Origin of the sequence: Sphingomonas flavalba (genome assembly GCF_047553045.1) — a bacterium.
Taxonomy (GTDB): Bacteria; Pseudomonadota; Alphaproteobacteria; order Sphingomonadales; family Sphingomonadaceae; genus Sphingomonas_L; species Sphingomonas_L flavalba_A.
Genome location: NZ_CP180208.1, coordinates 2437378 through 2456955 on the forward strand (window position 1 = coordinate 2437378; position 19578 = coordinate 2456955).

Annotated in this window: 14 protein-coding genes and 1 tRNA gene; 8 read left to right on the plus strand and 7 right to left on the minus strand. The window is 68.1% G+C overall.

The genetic code is table 11. The annotated features are described in order from the left end of the window. Position 1: 1 nt before the first annotated feature. Both ACMT1E_RS11670 and ACMT1E_RS11675 read right to left on the minus strand, forming a co-directional pair. Complete coding sequence (locus tag ACMT1E_RS11670; protein ID WP_414900410.1) at positions 2–1045, minus strand: Glu/Leu/Phe/Val family dehydrogenase; 1044 nt, start codon at positions 1043–1045, stop codon at positions 2–4. Positions 1046–1074: 29 nt separating this feature from the next. After that, positions 1075–1151: transfer RNA gene (locus ACMT1E_RS11675), tRNA-His, on the minus strand. 103 nt (positions 1152–1254) lie between these two features. On the opposite strand from ACMT1E_RS11675, the gene ACMT1E_RS11680 reads away from it, so the two are divergent. Next, entirely contained in the window at positions 1255–1890 is a 636-nt protein-coding gene (locus ACMT1E_RS11680) for a prolyl hydroxylase family protein (RefSeq protein WP_414900411.1), read from the plus strand. Positions 1891–1969: 79 nt separating this feature from the next. Here the strand turns inward: ACMT1E_RS11680 and ACMT1E_RS11685 are convergent, their stop codons facing one another. After that, a complete protein-coding gene (locus ACMT1E_RS11685; RefSeq protein WP_414900412.1) occupies positions 1970–4666 on the minus strand; it encodes an outer membrane beta-barrel protein in 2697 nt (898 codons plus the stop codon). Between the two features lie 78 nt (positions 4667–4744). Next, entirely contained in the window at positions 4745–6304 is a 1560-nt protein-coding gene (locus ACMT1E_RS11690; RefSeq protein ID WP_414900413.1) for a hypothetical protein, read from the minus strand. Between the two features lie 197 nt (positions 6305–6501). On the opposite strand from ACMT1E_RS11690, the gene ACMT1E_RS11695 reads away from it, so the two are divergent. The 3 genes from ACMT1E_RS11695 (at position 6502) to ACMT1E_RS11705 (ending at position 10591) form a co-directional block, all read left to right on the plus strand. Beyond that, a complete protein-coding gene (locus tag ACMT1E_RS11695; RefSeq protein WP_414900415.1) occupies positions 6502–7890 on the plus strand; it encodes an MATE family efflux transporter in 1389 nt (462 codons plus the stop codon). A gap of 75 nt (positions 7891–7965) precedes the next feature. Beyond that, complete coding sequence (dinB, locus tag ACMT1E_RS11700; protein ID WP_414903408.1) at positions 7966–8994, plus strand: DNA polymerase IV; 1029 nt, start codon at positions 7966–7968, stop codon at positions 8992–8994. A 46-nt stretch (positions 8995–9040) separates the two neighbouring features. Then, complete coding sequence (locus ACMT1E_RS11705; protein WP_414900417.1) at positions 9041–10591, plus strand: alkaline phosphatase D family protein; 1551 nt, start codon at positions 9041–9043, stop codon at positions 10589–10591. A gap of 59 nt (positions 10592–10650) precedes the next feature. On the opposite strand, the gene ACMT1E_RS11710 is transcribed toward ACMT1E_RS11705, so the two are convergent. After that, positions 10651–11409 carry a competence/damage-inducible protein A gene (locus ACMT1E_RS11710; protein WP_414900419.1) on the minus strand — a complete coding sequence of 253 codons (759 nt, stop codon included), beginning with the start codon at positions 11407–11409 and terminating at the stop codon, positions 10651–10653. A 63-nt stretch (positions 11410–11472) separates the two neighbouring features. On the opposite strand from ACMT1E_RS11710, the gene map reads away from it, so the two are divergent. From map to glnA, 4 genes are all read left to right on the plus strand, one after another. Continuing rightward, positions 11473–12297 carry a type I methionyl aminopeptidase gene (gene map / locus ACMT1E_RS11715; protein WP_414900420.1) on the plus strand — a complete coding sequence of 275 codons (825 nt, stop codon included), beginning with the start codon at positions 11473–11475 and terminating at the stop codon, positions 12295–12297. Positions 12298–12379: 82 nt separating this feature from the next. Then, positions 12380–14521, plus strand: coding sequence for a PQQ-dependent dehydrogenase, methanol/ethanol family (locus ACMT1E_RS11720; RefSeq protein ID WP_414900421.1), 2142 nt, complete (start codon positions 12380–12382; stop codon positions 14519–14521). 170 nt (positions 14522–14691) lie between these two features. Next, on the plus strand, positions 14692–15030 hold the full coding sequence (locus ACMT1E_RS11725; RefSeq protein ID WP_136162271.1) for a P-II family nitrogen regulator: 339 nt from the start codon (positions 14692–14694) through the stop codon (positions 15028–15030). Between the two features lie 31 nt (positions 15031–15061). After that, entirely contained in the window at positions 15062–16474 is a 1413-nt protein-coding gene (glnA, locus tag ACMT1E_RS11730; RefSeq protein ID WP_414900423.1) for a type I glutamate--ammonia ligase, read from the plus strand. Between the two features lie 229 nt (positions 16475–16703). Here glnA and lpdA read toward each other — a convergent pair whose 3' ends face one another. Continuing rightward, entirely contained in the window at positions 16704–18101 is a 1398-nt protein-coding gene (lpdA, locus tag ACMT1E_RS11735; protein WP_414900425.1) for a dihydrolipoyl dehydrogenase, read from the minus strand. Positions 18102–18145: 44 nt separating this feature from the next. Further along, positions 18146–19432 (minus strand): pyruvate dehydrogenase complex dihydrolipoamide acetyltransferase, encoded by a 1287-nt coding sequence (locus ACMT1E_RS11740; protein WP_414900427.1) that lies wholly within the window; start codon positions 19430–19432, stop codon positions 18146–18148. Positions 19433–19578 lie beyond the last annotated feature (146 nt).

A 19578-nucleotide genomic window follows, 5' to 3' on the forward strand; every position in this document is an offset into this window, starting at 1 on the left:
CTCAACCCCTGCCGATCAGCCGGCGGGCGATGCGATCGGCGACCGCGGCGGCCGGATCGCCGCTCTCCGCGCTTTCCGCCCACACCTGTTCCAGCCGCTCGGGAATCCGGGCGATCAGCGTGTCGACTTCGGCCGGTGACGCCTGACCGGCATATTCGAGGGCGACGTTAATGATACCGCCGGCGTTGATCACATAGTCCGGCGCGAACAGGATGCCGCGCGCGTGGATGCGGGCGCCGTCCGCGTCGGTCGCCAGCTGGTTGTTGGCCGATCCGGCGACAATGGCGACGCGCAGCGCGGCGATCGATTCGGCATCCAGCACCGCGCCCAGCGCGCAGGGGCTGAGGATGTCGGCCTCCACCGTCAGGATCGCATCCTTGTCGACGGCGGTCGCGCCCAGTTCCGCGGCCAGCGCCTTCGCCTTGGCGCCGTCGAAATCGGCCAACGTCAGCCGCGCGCCATCCGCCGCCAGCAGCCGGGCGAGCGCGCCGCCGACGCTGCCGACGCCCTGAATGGCGACGTGGACGCCACGCATGTCGGTCCGGCCCAACGCCCGCGCCGCCGCCGCGCGGATGCCGAGATGGACTCCGCGCGCGGTGTATGGCCCCGGATCGCCGCCGACCGCGCCCGCCGCCGCCGGCAGGCCGGAAACAAATTTGGTCTGTTCGGCGATCGCGACGACGTCGCCGGTCGAAATGCCGACATCTTCCGCCGCGACATAGCGGCCGTCGAACGAATCGATCGCCCGGCCGAAGGCGGCGAGCATCGCCGGCGTCTTGGTCCCGGCCGCATCGGCGAGGATCACCGATTTGCCGCCCCCGAACGGCAGCCCGGCCATCGCGTTCTTGTAGCTCATCCCCCGCGACAGCCGCAGCGCGTCGATGATCGCGGCGCGCGGTTCGGCATAATGCCAGAAACGGATGCCGCCCGCCGCCGGGCCAAGAGCGGTCGAGTGAATCGCGATGACCGCGTTCAGACCGCTCGCCGGGTCGTGATAGAGATGAACGCCTTCGTGATCGTCGAAATCGGGATAATCCCAGGCCACGCCGAAGTCCCTGTGCGGTAGGAAGAAAATGGGGCGACTGACGGGACTTGAACCCGCAACTTCCGGCATCACAAGCCGGCGCTCTAACCAATTGAACTACAGTCGCCGCAAAACGGCCCGCCGGGCCGCGGCGGCACATAAGGGCGCCACCCCCCAAGCGTCAAGCAAAGCCGCTTGACCCGGTGACCGATCCTTCGCAACGCAGGCCGATGCAAAGCACCGATACCGACATCGCCGCAACCATCGCCGGCCGGCCCGGCGTGCAGCGCGTACCGTCACCGAAACTGACGCTGTTTATCGCCCGCGCCTTCCTGACCCCGGCGGAATGTACCGAACTGGTCGCCCTGATCGACGCCGGGCGGCGGCCGTCGACGGTTGCCGACTATAACGGCGACAACGCCTTCCGGACCAGCGAGACCTGCGATCTGGACGGCGCCAACCCGGCGGTCGCCGCGGTCGAGGCGCGAATCGCCGCCTTCACCGGCCTCGATCCAAAGCATGGCGAACCGCTGCAGGGCCAGCGTTATGCCATCGGGCAGGAATTCAAGGCGCATACCGACTATTTCGAACCGGACGGCCCGGATTTCGCGCGCTTCTGCAGCGTCGCCGGCAACCGCAGCTGGACGGTGATGGTCTATCTGAACGAAACCGAAGCGGGCGGCGCCACCCGGTTCAAGGCGATCGACAAGATCGTCCAGCCGGAAACCGGCAAGCTGCTCGCCTGGAACAACCGGCGGCCGGACCTGACGCCGAACCCGTCGACCATCCACCACGGCATGAAGGTCCGCGCCGGGACCAAATACGTCATCACCAAATGGTTCCGCGAACGGCCCTGGGGCTGGTAACGGGCCGTTCGCGGGCGCGGCGCGCAAGCGCGGCCTGCGCCGGGGCCGCCCGCTGGGCCGGGCTGCCCCGAAGCGGGACTTACAGCTTCACCCCGATCCCGACCGAGAAGGACATGCCGGGGATATAGCGGTTATAGTAGATCCGGTTGGCGCCGGCCTGCTGAAACTCGCGATATTTCTGGTTGGTGATGTTGCGCGCTTCGAACTTCATCTCCGCCTCGACGCCGAACAGCGACACACCCTGACGGGCAACGAAGTCCAGCCGCAGGCCCGGCCGCTCGCGCACGTCGGGCTGGCCGGACGGGCCGCGCGTCGTCACCCGGTCGCTGGCGTAGCTGAGCAGCAGCGTCTGCTGCGACAGCCGGTCGGTATCCTCCAGGCCGATCTGCAGGTTGACCAGATGGTCGGACTGTCCGGTCATCGGCGCGCCGTCGTGGAAGAAATTCAGCGCCGGCTGGACGACGCCGTTGATCACCGTCACATCGCCGGCGCCGACCTTCAGCTTCGACTGGGTATAGGTATAGTTGCCGATCAGGATGAGCCGCCGGCTGGCGAAGAAATCGCTGTCGGACCAGCGCGACAGATCGATATGCTTCTGCGCCTCGATCTCGATGCCATACAGGTCGGCCTTCGGCGCGTTGGCGAAGCTGGTTGTGATGTCGGAACTGAAGATCGACGAATAGGCTTCGATCGGGTTGTCCAGCTTCTTGTAGAAGCCGGCGAACGTCACCCGCTGTTCCGGCGCGAAGAACCATTCGTAGCGCGCCTCGGCATTCCACAACGTGCTGTCGACCAGCGACGGGTTGCCCTGAAAGGTGCGGTTCGAATCGGTGTCGATATAGACCTGGCGGATCAGCTCGCGGAACTGCGGCCGCGCCAGCGTGCGCGAACCGTTGAAACGCAACTGCATCTGCGGCGCGACGTCGATCGTCGCGGTCAGCGCCGGCAGCCAGTAATCCTTCTTCAACCGGGTGTTGAACGCGGTGCCCAGCCCGGTGCCGAACAGGTCGACCGCCTCCACCGTCTGCAAACCCCGCTCGTAGCGGACGCCGGCGGTGATATTCACCGTCGGCAACACCTGCGCGATGACCTGGCCGTAACCGGCGTGAACGGTCAGCCCGGCATCGAACGCGGCGGTGCCGTCGCTCGCCGTCGTTTCCAGCAGGGTGATGCCGTAGGTCTGGATCGTGTAGTCGGACAGCAGATAGTCCGGCCGCAGCTGCTGCACCGAAACCGGCAACCCGGCGGCGCGGTACTGGAACGCCCGGCGCACGGATGTGCGGGCGGTGTCGGAATAGGCATAGCCGGCACCCAGCTTCAGCGCCGGGCTGATCCGGTAGCCAAGATCAATGCCGCCGGAATAGAGATTCTCGTCCAGATCGCTGAACGCGACGCTGGCGTCGCCCTTGTTGCCGCCCAGATCGTTGACGAACTTGGCGCCGGTCGGGTCGGCGGCCTGATTGGTGCGGACGTAGGTAAAGCTGCGCTCGTACGGCGCCTCGCGCTGCGAATTGGCATAACCGCCGCGCAGGTCGAGGTTGACGTCGCCAAGGGTGAACGCGCCGACCAGCTGGGTATTGATCAACTGGCGCTCGTACCAGGCGGTGCCCTGTTTCAGGATGTCGCGGCCCTGCTGGTTGGCGTCGGTCCCGGTGGACAGATCGGCCTGCTTCAGCGTGTCGCGAATGTAGAGGTTGGTCCAGCGGATGCGGTTGTCGCCGAAATCGAGGCCGAAACCGACCAGCCCGTTCACGACAACGCGGTTGTCGGTGATGACGTGATTATAGCTGGTCTGGGTGCCGGACAGGTCGGCGTCGAGCGAAAGCTGCTGCAGCGTCTGGCGGGTCTGCCATTTGTTGCTGATCCCGGCGGCGGCGATCACGCCCAGCGTCGCGTCGCCGATGGCAAACGACCCGCCACCGCTCAGGTCGACGGAGAAATTGACCGGGATGCTGTCGTTTTTCTGGAGCAGGGTGGTGTTGGCGTTGGCCAGGCTCGACGCGATCAGGCCAAGGTCGGCCTTCGAGAAATCGGCGCCCTCCATGATCGGGTTGCCGCTGGCGAGGGCGGCGGCGAAGCGGCGCGGCATCGCGCGGGCGCCGTCGTCGAAACCGGTCCAGTCGGTCGCGCTACCGTAATAGGTGTAACCGAGCTGGCCGGTGGTCTCGCTGTTGCCGCTCAGCGACCCGCTGACCTTGAAGAACGGTTCGTCCGGCGTCGCGATCGTTGTCAGGTTGATGACGCCGCCGCCGAATTCGCCGGGGAAATTTGCCGAATAGCTTTTCTGGACCAGCGAGGATGCGATCACCTCGGTCGGGAAGATGTCGAGCGGCACGACGCGCTTCAGCGGTTCGGGGCTGGGCAGCGGCGAACCGTTGAGCAGCGCCAGCGAATAGCGGTCGCCAAGCCCGCGGACATAGACGAAGCCGGAACCGACGACGCTCAGTCCGGTCACGCGTTGCAGCGCACCGGCGATGTCGCCTTCGCCGGTGCGGGCGATGTCGAGGTTGGAGAGGACGGAAATGACCTGCGGCGACGCCTGTAGCACATCGACATTGGCGCGGCCGGTGACGACGATGTCGTTGTCGGCGCCCCCCGGCACCGAAATATCGACCGATCCCGGCGGGCCTTCGGCCGGGGCGGCGGGCGCGGCGGCCGGCTCCGGCGCGGCGGCCAGCGCGAGCGTGGTCGGCTGCCCGACCTGGGCGAAGGCCGGCGGCGCGACGATGGCCGTCGAGGCGAAGAGCAAGCGCGCCAGCGAAAGCGGCTTAGACATGGATGGTCCCCCCGGGGGTCAGCAAGAAACAAGGGGCGCGGCGGCGGCGACAGGTGCCGCCGCCGCGCACGATCGGCCTCAATAAACCGGCAGGCTGCTGCACAGGCCGCCGGTGCCGCCGAATTCGGCGGTGGCGGAGTTGCAGGTCCAGTTCTGGTACCAGGTGTCGGCCGCGTCGCGGACCGCGCCGATATAGTCGGTCCGCACCAGGAAGCCGGTCGAGTCGTTCAGCGTCGACGCGTCGAAGGCGGTGACCCCGCGTTCGTTGGCGCCGTTGACGAACAGGTCGGTCAGCGTCGAGGTGAAAGCCGAATTGTTGTTGGTCCCGGCGGTGAACAGCGCGGCGATCGCGTCGCTGGTCACCCCGCCGGTGCCGTTGAACGGCGTCGTGCAGCCGCTCAGCACCACCGAATGGAACTTCGGCGGGCCGGCCTCGTCCTTGGCGGCGTCCGCCGCCTGCATCGCGGCGGCGGCGTTGACCCGCAGGCACGGCAGACCGGCCGGGGTCGACAGAATGCCGTTGACCATCGTGTAGTCGGCGCCGCCGCGGATCAGCACCGCCGCGTTGTTGGAATTGGTCGCGACGCGCGAGATGAAGGTGAAGTTGGCCAGCCGGACGTTCTGGCGCGGCTTCGCATCCTCGTTGCCGTTCGAGTCGGCCTCGATCAGCGAGTCGCCGACCGCGCCGCCGGCGCGCTGCACCGCGATGACGAACTGGATGAAGCCCTTGTAACCGACGTCGGTATCAAGGGTGTCGTCCTCGTTGCCGGTCAGCACCAGATACTTCATGTTCGGCCGGCCGCCGAACACTTCGATGCCGTCATCGGAACTGTTGTGGACCTGGATATGGTCGAGCTGGGTCGCGGAACCGACGCCGCTCGGCGTCAGGCCCTGCAATTCCTTGTCGGCCGACAGGACATAGCCGGAATAGCGGATCTGGACGTAGCGCATCCGGCCGCTGTTGTCGTTCGGCTGGGCGCCGCCGTAGAGCGCGTTCGACGTGCCCTCGGTATCGCGCTCGCATGCCACCGTGCCTTCCGCCGCGCCGGGCGCCAGGCAGTCGGTGATCGGCGCACGGCCGAGCAACACGACGCCGCCCCACAGCTGCGAGGTCTGGTCGGTCGCCGATCCGGTGACGTTGCCGCGCCCGGTGAAGATGATCGGTCGGGTCGGCGAACCGACCGCGTCGATCCGGTTGCCGCGGTTGACGACCAGGTAGGACACACCGGTCGAACCGAAAATGACGACGCCGGGGTCGATGGTCAGCGTCACCGCGGTGTTGGTGCTCGCCGCGCCCTGATCGGTGCCGACATCGACGCGGCCGGGCAACGAATAGACGACGCCGGGCACGTAGGGCACCTGGGTGTCGGCGGTGAAACGCGCCGGGAAGGCGCAGTTGCGATAGGTACCGGTCGGGCCGGAAATCGGGCCGAGATCGGTGAACGGGCCGGCCGGGCAGGCGTCCGCCGGCGTGACCAGGCCGGGGCCGGACGGCGTCGGCGACGGGGCCGGGGTGGGTGCCGGGGTCGGTGCCGGGGTGACGATCACGCCTTCGCCGGGGGACGCGACATCGTCGGCGCCACAGGCGGCGAGTGGCATGACGGCGCCGAGCAAGAGAAGCAGTCGAATCCGCGACATCGGGAAACCCCCATCGAATGTTGAAAAGCTGTGCCCTGCCGGCACGGCCGGGCTGAGGGGGCTCTAGGGACGGCCGATGATGCTTTGATGGCGCCTGGGTTATGGTTGCGTGACAGCAAGGTGACGGTTCGATGACAGCGTGCCGGGCCGGGATGGGCGGGATGGACGGCGGCGCGATTTGTCCGCAAGCGGGCCGGATGAACAGCGGCGAGTCGATACGGCGCCCAACCGGCTGGCGGGGCGAGGCGCGGGCGACGCTGGCGCTCGCCACCCCGCTGGTGCTCAGCAATCTGGCGCAGGCGATGATCGCGACGACGGACGTGCTGCTGCTCGGCCGGCTGGGGCCGGACGCGCTCGCCGCCGGCGCGCTCGGCGTCAATCTGGTCAACGCCTTCCTCATCTTCGGCATCGGCCTGATCACCGCCGTGTCGCCGATGATCGCACGCGAGATCGGGCGCAAACCGCATTCGGTGCGCGACGTCCGCCGCACCGTGCGCCAGGCGATGTGGAGCGCGGCGCTGCTCGCCCTGTTGTTCTGGGTGATCCTCGCCTTCGCCCGCCCGATCTTCGGCCTGCTCGATCAGGACCCGGCGCTGGCGCGGGAAGCGGCGGCCTTCACCCACATGATGATGTGGGGCATGCTGCCCTTCTTCCTGTTCCTGGTACTGCGCTGGTTCATGGCGGCGCTGGAAATGCCGAACTGGGCGCTGGTCATCGGCGCCGGTACCGTCGTCGTCAACGCGGTGCTGAACTACGGGCTGATCTTCGGCCGGCTCGGTCTGCCGGCGATGGGCGTGGCCGGCGCCGGGCTGGGCAGCGCGATTACCAATCTGCTCGGTTTCCTCGCCGCCGTCATCGTCGTCTCGGTCCACCCGCGCTTCCGTCGCTACCGGCTGTTCGGGCGGTTCTGGAACGCGGACTGGCCGCGCCTGCTGGAACTGTGGCGGCTCGGCCTGCCGATCGCGATGACGCTGGGTTTCGAGGTGACGGTGTTCAACGCCGCCATCTTCCTGATGGGGTTGATCGGCACGGCCGAAATCGCCGCCCACGCCATCGCCATCCAGATCGCGGCGCTGTCGTTCATGGTCCCGCTCGGCATCGGGCAGGCGGCGACGGTACGCGTCGGCCTCGCCTTCGGCCGGCGCGACCCGGCCGGCATCGCCCGCGCCGGCTGGACCGCCTATGGTCTTGGTACCGGTTTCATGTGCGTGATGGCGCTGATCCTGCTGGTCGCGCCCCGGCCGATCGTCGGCCTGTTCATCGACCTGACCGATCCCACCAATGCGCGGGTGGCGACGCTGGCGGTGCATTTCCTGCTGATCGCCGCGATCTTCCAGATCGTCGACGGCGCCCAGACGGTCACCGCCGGCATGTTGCGCGGCATCCACGACACCCGCGTACCGATGCTGTTCGCGCTGTTCGGCTATTGGGCGATCGGCATGGGGGTCGGCGCCGGGCTGGGCTTCGGGGCCGGCATGGGCGGCATCGGCATCTGGATCGGGCTGGCCAGCGGCCTCGCCGTCGTCGCGGTGCTGATGACCTGGCGGTGGATGCGGCGCGAGCGGCTCGGCCTGCTGGCACGCTAAGGGCGGCGGCGCTATCCAGCGCGGGTGGACCAGCCCGCCGACGCCCCGCCGCTGCGCAAGATCATCCATGTCGACATGGATGCCTTCTTCGCGTCGGTGGAGCAGCGCGACGACCCGGCGCTGCGCGGCCGCCCGGTCGCCGTCGGCTATGCCGGCGCGCGTGGCGTCGTCGCCGCGGCCAGCTACGAATCGCGGGCGTTCGGCGTGCGCTCGGCAATGCCGTCGGCGCAGGCGCTGCGGCGCTGTCCCGACCTTGTCTTCGTGGCGCCGCGCTTCGACGTCTATTCGTCGATATCGCGCCAGATCCGCGCGATCTTCGCCCGCCACACCGCGCTGATCGAACCGCTGGCGCTGGACGAAGCCTATCTGGACGTGACCGGCGCGCCGTCGGCAACCGCGATCGCCCGGGCGATCCGCGCCGCGATCCACGCCGAAACCGGGCTGACCGCATCGGCCGGCGTCTCCTACAACAAGTTCCTCGCCAAGCTGGCGTCGGACCAGAACAAGCCGGACGGGCTGTGCGTCATCACCCCGGCACAGGGACCGGCCTTCGTCGCCGCGCTGCCGATCCGGCGGTTCCACGGCGTCGGGCCGGTGACGGCGGCGAAGATGGCGCGGCTCGGCATCGCCACCGGTGCCGATCTGCGCGCCAAAAGCCTGGCTTTCCTCCAGGCCGAGTTCGGCCACTCGGCCAACTATTTCCACCGCGCCGCGCGCGCGATCGACGACCGGCCGGTCAGCCCCCACCGCGCCCACCGCTCGGTCAGTGCCGAGCGCACCTATTTCCCTGACCTGACCGCCGATGCGGCAATGCACGAGGCGCTCGACGCGGTGATCGCCGCCATGTGGGCGCGGGTAGAGCGGATCGGGGTCGGCGGGCGGACGGTAACGCTGAAGCTGCGCTACGCCGATTTCCGCACCGTCACCCGCTCGCACAGCACCGCCGCCGCGCTGACCGAACGCGCACCGGTCGCGGAAACCGGCCACGCGCTGCTCGCCGGCCTGCTGCCGGCGGCACAGGGCGTCCGCCTGCTCGGCCTCACCCTGTCCAATCTGGTCGACGGGCGGGCGGCAGGCGACGGCCAGCTTGACCTCGCGTTGTGAGAGGCATTGTCATGCGGCTGCAACAGGATGGACCGAAGGGGGTGCCATGACCAATCCCATCTCCCGCCGCGCGCTGATCGGCGGCCTCGCCATTGGCGCGCTCGGCGCCCCCGCCATCCTGCGCGCCCAGCAGCTGTTCACCGCCTATCCGTTCACCCTCGGCATCGCCGCCGGCGATCCGTCGGCCGACGGTTTCGTGCTGTGGACCCGCCTCGCCCCCGACCCGCTGGAACCGCATGGCGGCATGCCGCTCGCCCCGGTCGAGGTTGAATGGCAGGTGGCCAGCGACGCGGCGATGCGCGACGTGGTGCAGAAAGGCACCGCCCTCGCCCGCCCGGAACTGGCGCACAGCGTCCATGTCGAGGTCGCCGGGCTGTCGCCCGGCCGCCCCTATTGGTACCGCTTCGCGATCGGCCGCGAACGGACGACAATCGGCACGGCGCGCACCCTGCCCGTCGCCGGCGCCGCGATCGACCGGGCACGCTTCGCCGTCGCCGGCTGCCAGCAATGGGAAGACGGGCTCTACACCGCCTATCGCCACATGGCGGCGGAGGATCTGGATTTCGTCTTCCACTATGGCGACTATATCTACGAAAACCGCAGCCAGCCCTTCCCGATCGGCTATGACGGTCGCGCCCGCGCCCATGTCCGCGACTGGGTCGGCGGCGAACTGTTCAGCCTCGACGATTATCGCCGCCGCTATGCGCAGACCAAGGGTGACCCGGACCTGCAGGCCGCCCACGCCGCCGCCGCCTGGTTCACCACCTTCGACGACCACGAGATACAGAATAACTGGGTCGGCCTGATCGATCAGAAGAATACGCCGCCGGAAATCTTCGCGCTGCGCCGCGCCGCCGCCTTTCAGGCCTATTACGAGCATATGCCGCTGCGCCGCGCCTCCTTTCCCGGCCCCGCCGGTATCCAGATCTATCGCCGCGCCCGCTTCGGCACCCTGCTCGACGCGCATTTCCTCGACACCCGCCAGTTCCGGTCGGACCAGCCGTGCGGCGACGGCTTCAAGGTCGACTGCCCCGGCGAAGACGATCCGAAGGCCAGCGTCCTCGGCGCCGCGCAGGAGGAATGGCTGTTCGGCAACCTCGCCCGGCGCGAGACGCGCTGGAACCTTGTCGCTCAGCAGGTGATGATGATGCGCCTCGACCGCCGCACCGGCGACGAGCCGCAGCCGATCCGCAACATGGACAGCTGGGCCAGCTACACCGTGCCGCGCGAACGGGTGCTGTCGCGCTTCGCCAGCCTCGGCAATGTCGTGGTCGTCACCGGCGACGAGCACCAGAATTTCGCCGGAGAGCTGCAGACCGGACGCGGCGCGCCGGCGGCGGTGGAATTCGTCTCCACCTCGATCAGTTCCGGCGGCACCGGATCGGACAAACGGGTGAACACCGACCGGATCATCGCCCGCAACCCGTTCCTGAAGGCGACCAACGACCAGCGCGGCTACCTGCTCGCCACCGTCACCCCCGATCTGTGGCAAAGCCAGTGGCGGGTCGTCGACCAGGTGACGCAGCCGGGCGGCACCATCTCCACCCGCCGCAGCTTTCACGTCGAACGCGGCAAGCCGGTGCTGGCAGACGCCTGAGCGGCGCTACCGTCATTGTGGGCCGGTGCGGGGGTAACTCTTGACGTGAAACGGCCGGCTCACACCTCGCCGGCAACCGCCTCGCGCCCCTCGGCAAGCAGGGCGGAGAGCAGCGCGTCGCCGCAGGCGCGCAGCGCTTCCGGCCGGGTCGACCGGACGACGAAATTGGCGCCGACCCGGCCTTCGCGGAAAAACGGATAGCTGCCGATCTGGCAGCCGGGATGGGCGCGCTCGGTGTCTGCCAGCAGGTCGGCGATCTCGCTTTCCGCCACCCAGCAGCCGATCGTGGTCGACAGCAGCGGCTTGCCACCCTCCAGCTTGCCGGACAGCGAATCGAGCATCATCGCGGTGATGTGCGGCACCCCGGCCATGATGAAAATATTGCCGTGGCGGATACCCGGCGCGCCCGACATCCGGTTCTCGATCAGTTCGGCCCCCTCCGGCACCCGCGCCATCCGCAGCCGCGCCTCGGTCAGCCCGCCGCGCGTCTTGTAATACGCGTCCAGCATCGCGCGGGCGCGCGGGTGGACGACAACCGCGACGCCCAGCGCGACGGCGATCGCGTCGACGGTGATGTCGTCGTGCGTCGGCCCGATGCCGCCGGTGGTGAACAGGTAATCGTTGCGGGCGCGCAGCATGTTGACCGCCTCGACGATCGCGTCGGTCCGGTCCGGCACCACCCGCACTTCCGCCAGGCGGATGCCCTGCAGGTTCAGCCACAGGGCGATCTGGGAAACATTGCGGTCCTGGGTGCGGCCGGACAGAATCTCGTCGCCGATGACGACCAGTGCTGCGGTCCAGATACGATCCGTGGTCATAACGCTGCCATAGCGATCCTCGCCGCCCTTTGCGAGGGCGCGCGCCGTCGCTATATCGCGGGCATGACAACTTATATCACCGCCACCGACGACACCGTCCCCGCCCGCTCCAGCGCGATCAAGCTGCACGGGCCGGAGGCGTTCGAAGGCATGCGCCGCGCCGGTCGGCTGGCGGCGGAAACGCTGGATGCCCTCGTCCCCCATGTCGTGCCCGGCGTGTCGACCGAGGCGCTCGACGCGATCGTGCGCGACATCAACATCGCCGGCGGCGGCACCCCGGCGACGCTCGGCTACCGCGGCTACACGCATAGCTGCTGCATCTCGATCAACCATGTCGTCTGCCACGGCATCCCCGGCGCCAAGACACTGAAGGACGGGGACATCGCCAATATCGACGTGACGGTGATCGTCGACGGCTGGCACGGCGACAGCAGCCGGATGTTCCTGGTCGGCGATGTCGGGGTAAAGGCCCGGCGGCTGGTCGACGTCACCTACGAAGCGATGATGCTCGGCATCGAACAGGCGCGGCCCGGCAACCATCTCGGCGACATCGGCCATGCGATCCAGAGCTTCGCGGAAAAGCACCGCTACGGCGTCGTCCGCGATTTCTGCGGGCATGGCCTCGGCCGGGTGTTCCACGACGCGCCGGAGGTCGTCCATGTCGGCCGCCCCGGCACCGGGCCGGAACTGCGGCCGGGCATGTTCTTCACGATCGAACCGATGATCAACATTGGCCGGGCGGACGTGAAAGTGCTCGATGACGGCTGGACCGCCGTTACCCGCGACCGTTCGCTGTCCGCCCAGTTCGAACATTCGATCGGCATCACCGAAGACGGCTGCGAGATCTTCACCAAAAGCCCGGCCGGGCTGGACCGCCCGCCTTACTGACACCCATGCAAGCGGGGCGTGACAAGCCCCGGCCACTGGCGCACACTCCCCGCCTATCGACGGCGACCGAGGAGGGGGACCGATGCGCGCGGGGCTATTGTGCCTGGGTCTGGCGACAATGCTGGCGCTCGCCGGCTGCGCCCAGCCGCAGGGGGCGGACAAGGTCGACGGCGCCTATCTCGCCAGCGGCGGCGACGGGGCGGACTGGCCGGCGGTCGGCTACAGCTATGCCGAACAGCGGTTCAGCCCGCTCGACCAGATCAACGCGAACACCGTCGGCCGGCTCGGCATCGCCTGGTACGCCGACCTGCCCGATCCGCGCGGACAGGAAGCGACGCCGGTCGTCGTCGACGGCATCCTCTACGTCACCGGCCCCTGGTCGAAGGTATTCGCCTACCGCGCCGCGACCGGAGAGGCGCTGTGGGCGTTCGACCCCGGCATCGCCCGCGACAAGGCGGCGCAGGCGTGCTGCGACGTCGTCAACCGCGGCGTCGCGCTGTGGAAGGGCCGGCTCTATGTCGGCGCGCTCGACGGGCGGCTGATCGCCCTCGACGCCGCGACCGGCAAAAAGCTGTGGAGCGTCCAGACCACCGATCCGGCCAAACCCTACACGATCACCGGCGCGCCGCGCGTCGTGAAGGACATGGTGATCATCGGCAATGGCGGCGCGGAATTCGGCGTGCGCGGCTATGTCACCGCCTATGACGCGGCGACCGGCGCGAAGAAATGGCGCTTCTACACCGTCCCCAACCCGACCGGCGCCGCCGACGGCGAGGCATCCGACGCCATCCTGAAAACCGCCGCGACAAGCTGGTCGGCGAACGGCCAGTGGAAGGAATCGGGCGGCGGCGGCACGGTGTGGGACGCGATCGTCTACGACGCGGAACTGGACCAGCTCTATATCGGCGTCGGCAACGGGTCGCCGTGGAACCACGGTCTGCGGTCGGAGGGCAAGGGCGACAATCTGTTCCTGTCGTCGATCGTCGCGCTGAAGCCGGAAACCGGCGAATATCTGTGGCACTATCAGGAAACGCCGGCCGAAAGCTGGGACTATACCGCAACCCAGCCGATCGTGCTGGCGACGATGACCATCGGCGGGGCGGAGCGCAGGCTGCTGTTCCACGCGCCGAAGAACGGCTTCTTCTTCGCAATCGACCGGACCAGCGGCAAACTGATAAGCGCCGACCCGTTCGTCGCCAACGTCAACTGGGCGAGCGGATATGATCCGGCAAGCGGACGGCCGATCGAGAACCCGGCGGCGCGCTATTACCAGACCGGCCAGCCGTTCCTGTCCGGCATCGCGCCGATCGGCGCGCATAGCTGGCAGCCGATGGCGTTCAGCCCCAAAACCGGCCTCGTCTACATCCCGGCGAACGAAATCGGCTTCGCCTATTTGCCGCCGCTGACGCCGGAGGATGAGGCGCGCGGGCCAATTGGCTTCAATGTCGGCGCCAACCTGGCGGAAGGGGGCCTGCCGGGCGACGTCAACGTCATCAAGGCGGCGATCGCGGCGACGCGCGGCAAGCTGGTCGCCTGGGACCCGGTGGCCCGGACCGCGCGCTGGACGCTCGATTTCCCGACGCCGTGGAACGGCGGGCTGATGGCGACGGCGGGCAATTTGCTGTTCGGCGGCACCGCGACCGGCGAATTCAGCGCCTGGGCGGCGGACAGCGGCACACGGATGTGGACGCTCCCCGTCCAGTCCGGGGTGATGGCGGCGCCGTCGACCTTCACCGTCGACGGCGTACAATATGTCGCCTTCACCACCGGTCGCGGCGGCGTCTGGCCGCTCAGCGCGGGACTGGCCGGCCTGCCGACCGCGCAATTGCCGGACCTGCCACGCCTGATCGTGCTGAAACTGGACGGCAAGGCCCGCCTGCCCGCGCCACCCGCCGTCGCGGCCGCGCCGTTCGCCCCGCCCGCCGCGACCGGCAACGCCGGGCAACTGGCGGCGGGCAAGGCGCTGTTCGGGCGCTACTGCATGGTCTGCCACGGGGCCGAGGCCGCCGGTGGAGGGGTGACGCCCGATCTGCGCCGGTCGGCCGTGCTCGCTAATGCCGACGCCTGGCGCGCTATCGTCGTCGACGGGGCGCTCGCCGAACGCGGCATGGTCGGCTTTGCCCGCGTGCTCGATTCGGCCGGGGCGGAATCGCTGCGCCACTATGTCATCGACCGCGCGCAGTGGATGCGGGCCAATGCCGATTTGCTCGCACCCGCACACTAACCCTGCCTGATTTTCGGGCAGACCGGCGATTCCTGCCTGAATAACAGGCAAAGTGGCGCGGCGCGGGCGGCACGAACCCTTATGCCGTTGCGGTCCCCACGCTGGCACGCTTATTGAAACAGGCTGACTGGAAGCAGTTGCAGCATGCGCGCGTGAGCCGGGGATCAGACGTGAAGAAGATCGAAGCGATCATCAAGCCGTTCAAGCTCGACGAGGTGAAGGAGGCGCTGCACGATGTCGGCGTATCCGGCATCACCGTGACCGAGGCCAAGGGCTTCGGCCGCCAGAAGGGCCATACCGAACTGTATCGCGGCGCCGAATATGTCGTCGACTTCCTGCCAAAGGTGAAGCTGGAGGTCGTCGTCGATGACGCGCTGGCACCGCGGGTGGTGGAAGCAATCGCCGCCGCCGCCCAGACCGGGCGGATCGGCGACGGCAAGATCTTCGTCCTCCCCGTCGAAACCGCGCTGCGCATCCGCACCGGCGAGCGCGATTCCGAAGCCCTTTGACCCCAACACCCTGCTGCAAGGACTGAAACGCATGGCGAATACGGCCGCACACCTGTTGAAGCGGATCAAGGACGAGGAGATCGAGTGGATCGATCTGCGGTTCACCGACCCGCGCGGCAAATGGCACCACCTGACCATGGTGTCGGGCGTGATCGGCGAGGATGAACTGACCGACGGGCTGATGTTCGACGGCTCGTCGATCGGCGGCTGGAAGGCGATCAACGAATCCGACATGATTCTGAAGCCGGATCTGGACGCGGTTTATACCGATCCATTCACCGCGACGCCGACGCTGATCCTGATCTGCGACGTGGTCGAGCCGTCGACCGGCGAACTCTATGCCCGTGATCCGCGTTCCACCGCCAAGCGGGCGGAGGCCTATCTCGGCGCGACCGGCATCGGCGACACCATCTATGTCGGCCCGGAAGCCGAATTCTTCATGTTCGACGACGTCCGCTTCGAAACCGGCTACGCAACCAGCTATTACAAGATCGACGACGTAGAGCTGCCCGGCAACAGTGGCCGCGAATATGACGGCGGCAACCTCGCCCACCGGCCCCGCGTCAAGGGCGGCTATTTCCCGGTCGCACCGGTCGACAGCGCCGTCGACATCCGCGGCGAGATGGTTTCGACCATGCTCGAAATGGGCCTGCCCTGCGACAAGCACCACCACGAAGTCGCCGCCGCGCAGCATGAGCTGGGCCTGACCTTCGGCACGCTGGTCGAAACCGCCGACCGGATGCAGGTCTACAAATACGTCGTCCACATGGTCGCCCATGCCTATGGCAAGACGGCGACGTTCATGCCCAAGCCGATCCGCGACGACAACGGGTCGGGCATGCACACCCACATGTCGATCTGGGAAAAGGGCAAGCCGCTGTTCGCCGGCAACGGCTATGGCGGCCTGTCGGAAACCTGCCTCTATTTCATCGGCGGCGTGGTCAAGCACGCCAAGGCGCTGAACGCCTTCACCAACCCGTCGACCAACAGCTACAAGCGGCTGGTGCCGGGGTATGAAGCACCGGTGCTGCTCGCTTATTCCAGCCGCAACCGTTCCGCGTCGTGCCGCATCCCCTACGGCGCCGGCGCCAAGGCGAAGCGCGTCGAGTTCCGCTTCCCCGATCCGCTCGCTAACCCCTATCTCGCCTATGCGGCGCTGCTGATGGCCGGGCTCGACGGCATCCAGAACCGCATCCATCCCGGCGAGGCGATGGACAAGAATCTCTACGACCTGCCGCCGGAGGAACTGGCCGACGTGCCGACGGTGTGCGGCAGCCTGCGCGAGGCGCTCGACAGCCTTGAGGCGGATTACGACTTCCTGCTGAAAGGCGACGTGTTCGCCAGGGAACAGATCGATTCCTACATCGCCCTGAAGCGCGAGGAAGTCGTCCGCTGGGAAACCACGCCCAGCCCGGTCGAATACGACATGTATTATTCCGGCTGACCGATCGCCCCGTCATCCCGGCGCAAGCCGGGATCTCCCCCGCCCCCCCACGGCAAAGGAGAGTCCGGCTTTCGCCGGAATGACGGGCATTGCGAGTCGCGCAGGGGCGCGGCAATCCATGGGCCGGGGCCGGATCGCCACGGCGCTGTGCGCCTCGCGATGACGGATGCTCCGCACGGGAAAGGCGTTTCAGGGCGCGATTGCCGGCGCGCCTCTCCCCGGCTCGCGTTCAGATATGCAGCGCGCCACCATAGGCGCTGAGCACGCTCTCGTGCATCGTCTCGCTCAGCGTCGGGTGCGGGAAGATCGTCGCCATCAGCTCCGCCTCGGTCGTCTCCAGCTGGCGGGCGATGGTGAAGCCCTGGATCAACTCGGTCACTTCCGGCCCGACCATGTGCGCACCGAGCAGTTCGCCGGTCTCGGCGTCGAAGACCGTCTTGGTAAAACCGTCCGCCTCGCCCAGCGCGATCGCCTTGCCGTTACCGATGAACGGGAATTTGCCGACCTTGATCGCCCGTCCGCTTTCCCTGGCCTTCGCCTCGGTCAGCCCGACGGAAGCGACCTGCGGCCGCGCATAGGTGCAGCCGGGCACGCTGCCCGGCGCGATCGGGTGAACGCCCGCCTTACCGGCAATCGTCTCGGCGGCGATCACCGCCTCGTGCATCGCCTTGTGCGCCAGCCACGGCGCGCCGCAGACGTCGCCGATCGCGTAGATGCCCTCGGCCGACGTGCGGCAATAGCCGTCGATCTCGATATGGCCGTTCTTCGCCTGCCGCACCCCGGCTGTGTCCAGCCCGATGCCCTCGACATTGGGGACGATACCGATCGCGACGATCGCGTGGCTGAACTCGGCCTTTTCGACCTTGCCGTCCTTGCCCTTTATCTCGGCGGTCACGCCCTTGGCGGTCGCGGCCAGCGACTGGACGCCGGTGCCGGTGTGGATCGTCATCCCCTGCTTCTTGAGCGCCTTGGCGACAAAGTCGGACACCTCCGCATCCTCGACCGGCAGGACGCGGTCGAGCATCTCGACAATCGTCACCTCAGCGCCAAGGTCGTTGTAGAAGGACGCGAATTCGACGCCGATCGCGCCGGAACCGATGACCAGCAGCTTCGTCGGCATCTCGTCCGGCACCATCGCGTGGCGATAGGTCCAGATCCGCTTGCCGTCCGCCTTAGCAAACGGCAGCTCCCGCGCGCGGGCGCCGGTGGCGACGATGATGTTCTTTGCCCGCAGCTCCACCGTCTTGTCGCCCTGCGTCACGGTCAGCGCGCCCTTGCCGGCCAGCGCGCCGACGGCTTCGTAGACGGTGACCTTGTGCTTCTTCATCAGGCCCTTGACGCCCATGTTCAGCTGATCGGCGACCTTGCGGCTGCGCTGGACGATCCTGCCGAGGTCGAATCCCGCCGTCGCGGTCAGCCCGTAATCGGCGGCATGGGCCATGTAGTGATAGATTTCGGACGAGCGTAGCAGCGCCTTGGTCGGAATGCAGCCCCAGTTGAGGCAGATGCCGCCCAGCCGCTCGCGCTCGACGATGGCGCATTTCAGGCCGAGCTGGCTGGCGCGGATCGCCGCGACATAGCCGCCGGGGCCGGAACCGAGGACGATAAGGTCGTAAGTGTCAGCCAAGATACGCTTCCTTCAAAATGCCCGTCCGCCCCCGCCGGCGGCGCCTACGCCACCAGACCCAGCGGCTGTTCGACCAGTTCCTTGAACGCCTGCATCAGCCGGGCGCCGACCGCGCCGTCGATCGCGCGATGGTCGAAACTGCCGGTCGCGGTCATCACCGTCGCCACCGCCAGCGCGTCGTCGACGACATAGGGCCGCTTCTCGCCGGCGCCGACCGCCAGAATCATCCCCTGCGGCGGGTTGATCACCGCGTCGAACTGCTTGATCCCGAACATGCCGAGGTTGGAGATCGACGCGGTGCCGCCCTGATATTCCTCCGGCTTCAGCTTGCCGTCGCGGGCGCGCGCCGCCAGGTCCTTCGCCTCCGCCGCGATCTTCGACAGCGCCTTGGCACCGGCGTCGCGGATCACCGGGGTGATCAGCCCGCCGTCGATCGCCACCGCCATCGATATGTCGGCACGGCTATAGCGCAGCAGCGTGTCGCCGGCGAAGCTGACATTGGCGTCGGGCACCCGCTCCAGCGCCACCGCCAGCGCCTTGATCAGCAGGTCGTTGACCGACAGCTTGATCTCCCGGCTGCGCAGGCTGGCGTTCAGCTCGCCGCGCAGCGCGAGCAACGCGTCCAGGTTGCAGTCCATCGTCAGGTAATAATGCGGCACCTGCTGCTTCGATTCGGTCAGCCGCCGCGCGATCGTCTTGCGCATGTTGGACAGCTTGATCGCCTCGTGCGGAATATCGGTGTCGACCGGCGCCGGCGCGGCCGCCGGTGTGGGCGCGGCAGCGGCGGGGGCGGGCGCAGCGGCGGGCACGGCCGCCGGCGCGGCACCGCCGCCGCTCGCCGCGACAACGTCGGCCTTGACGATGCGCCCGCCGGGGCCGGTGCCGGTCAGGGCGGCAATGTCGACGCCGCCGGCCTCGGCCAGCCGCCGGGCAAGCGGGCTGGCCTTGACCCGGTCGCCGGGCGCGGCCTGAGCAGCAGGCGCAGCGGCCGGGGCCGGCTTCGGTGCTTCAACCTTCGTTTCCGGCGCGGGCGCTTCGGCCTTGGCTTCCGGGACCGGCTTCGCCGCCGGGGCCGCCGCCGCGTCCTCGCCCTCGCCGGCAATGACCGCGATCACGGTGCCGACCTTCACATTGTCGGTGCCCTCGGCAACCAGCAGCTTCGCGATGGTCCCTTCGTCAACCGCCTCGAACTCCATCGTCGCCTTGTCGGTCTCGATCTCGGCGATCAGGTCGCCCGCCTGAACGGTGTCGCCTTCCTTGACCAGCCATTTGGCGAGCGTGCCTTCCTCCATCGTCGGTGACAGGGCCGGCATCTTCAGTTCGATCGGCATGGGCAGGCACATCCTCATTATCGTCATGGGCAGCGGAACTGGCGCCCTCTCTCGACCAAGCCCGGAAAACGGTCAAGACCATGGCTTGCGCGCGCCGCCGTCATGCTTCACCTTCGCGCCGCCGGGCGGTTTCCACCGGAAGGGGG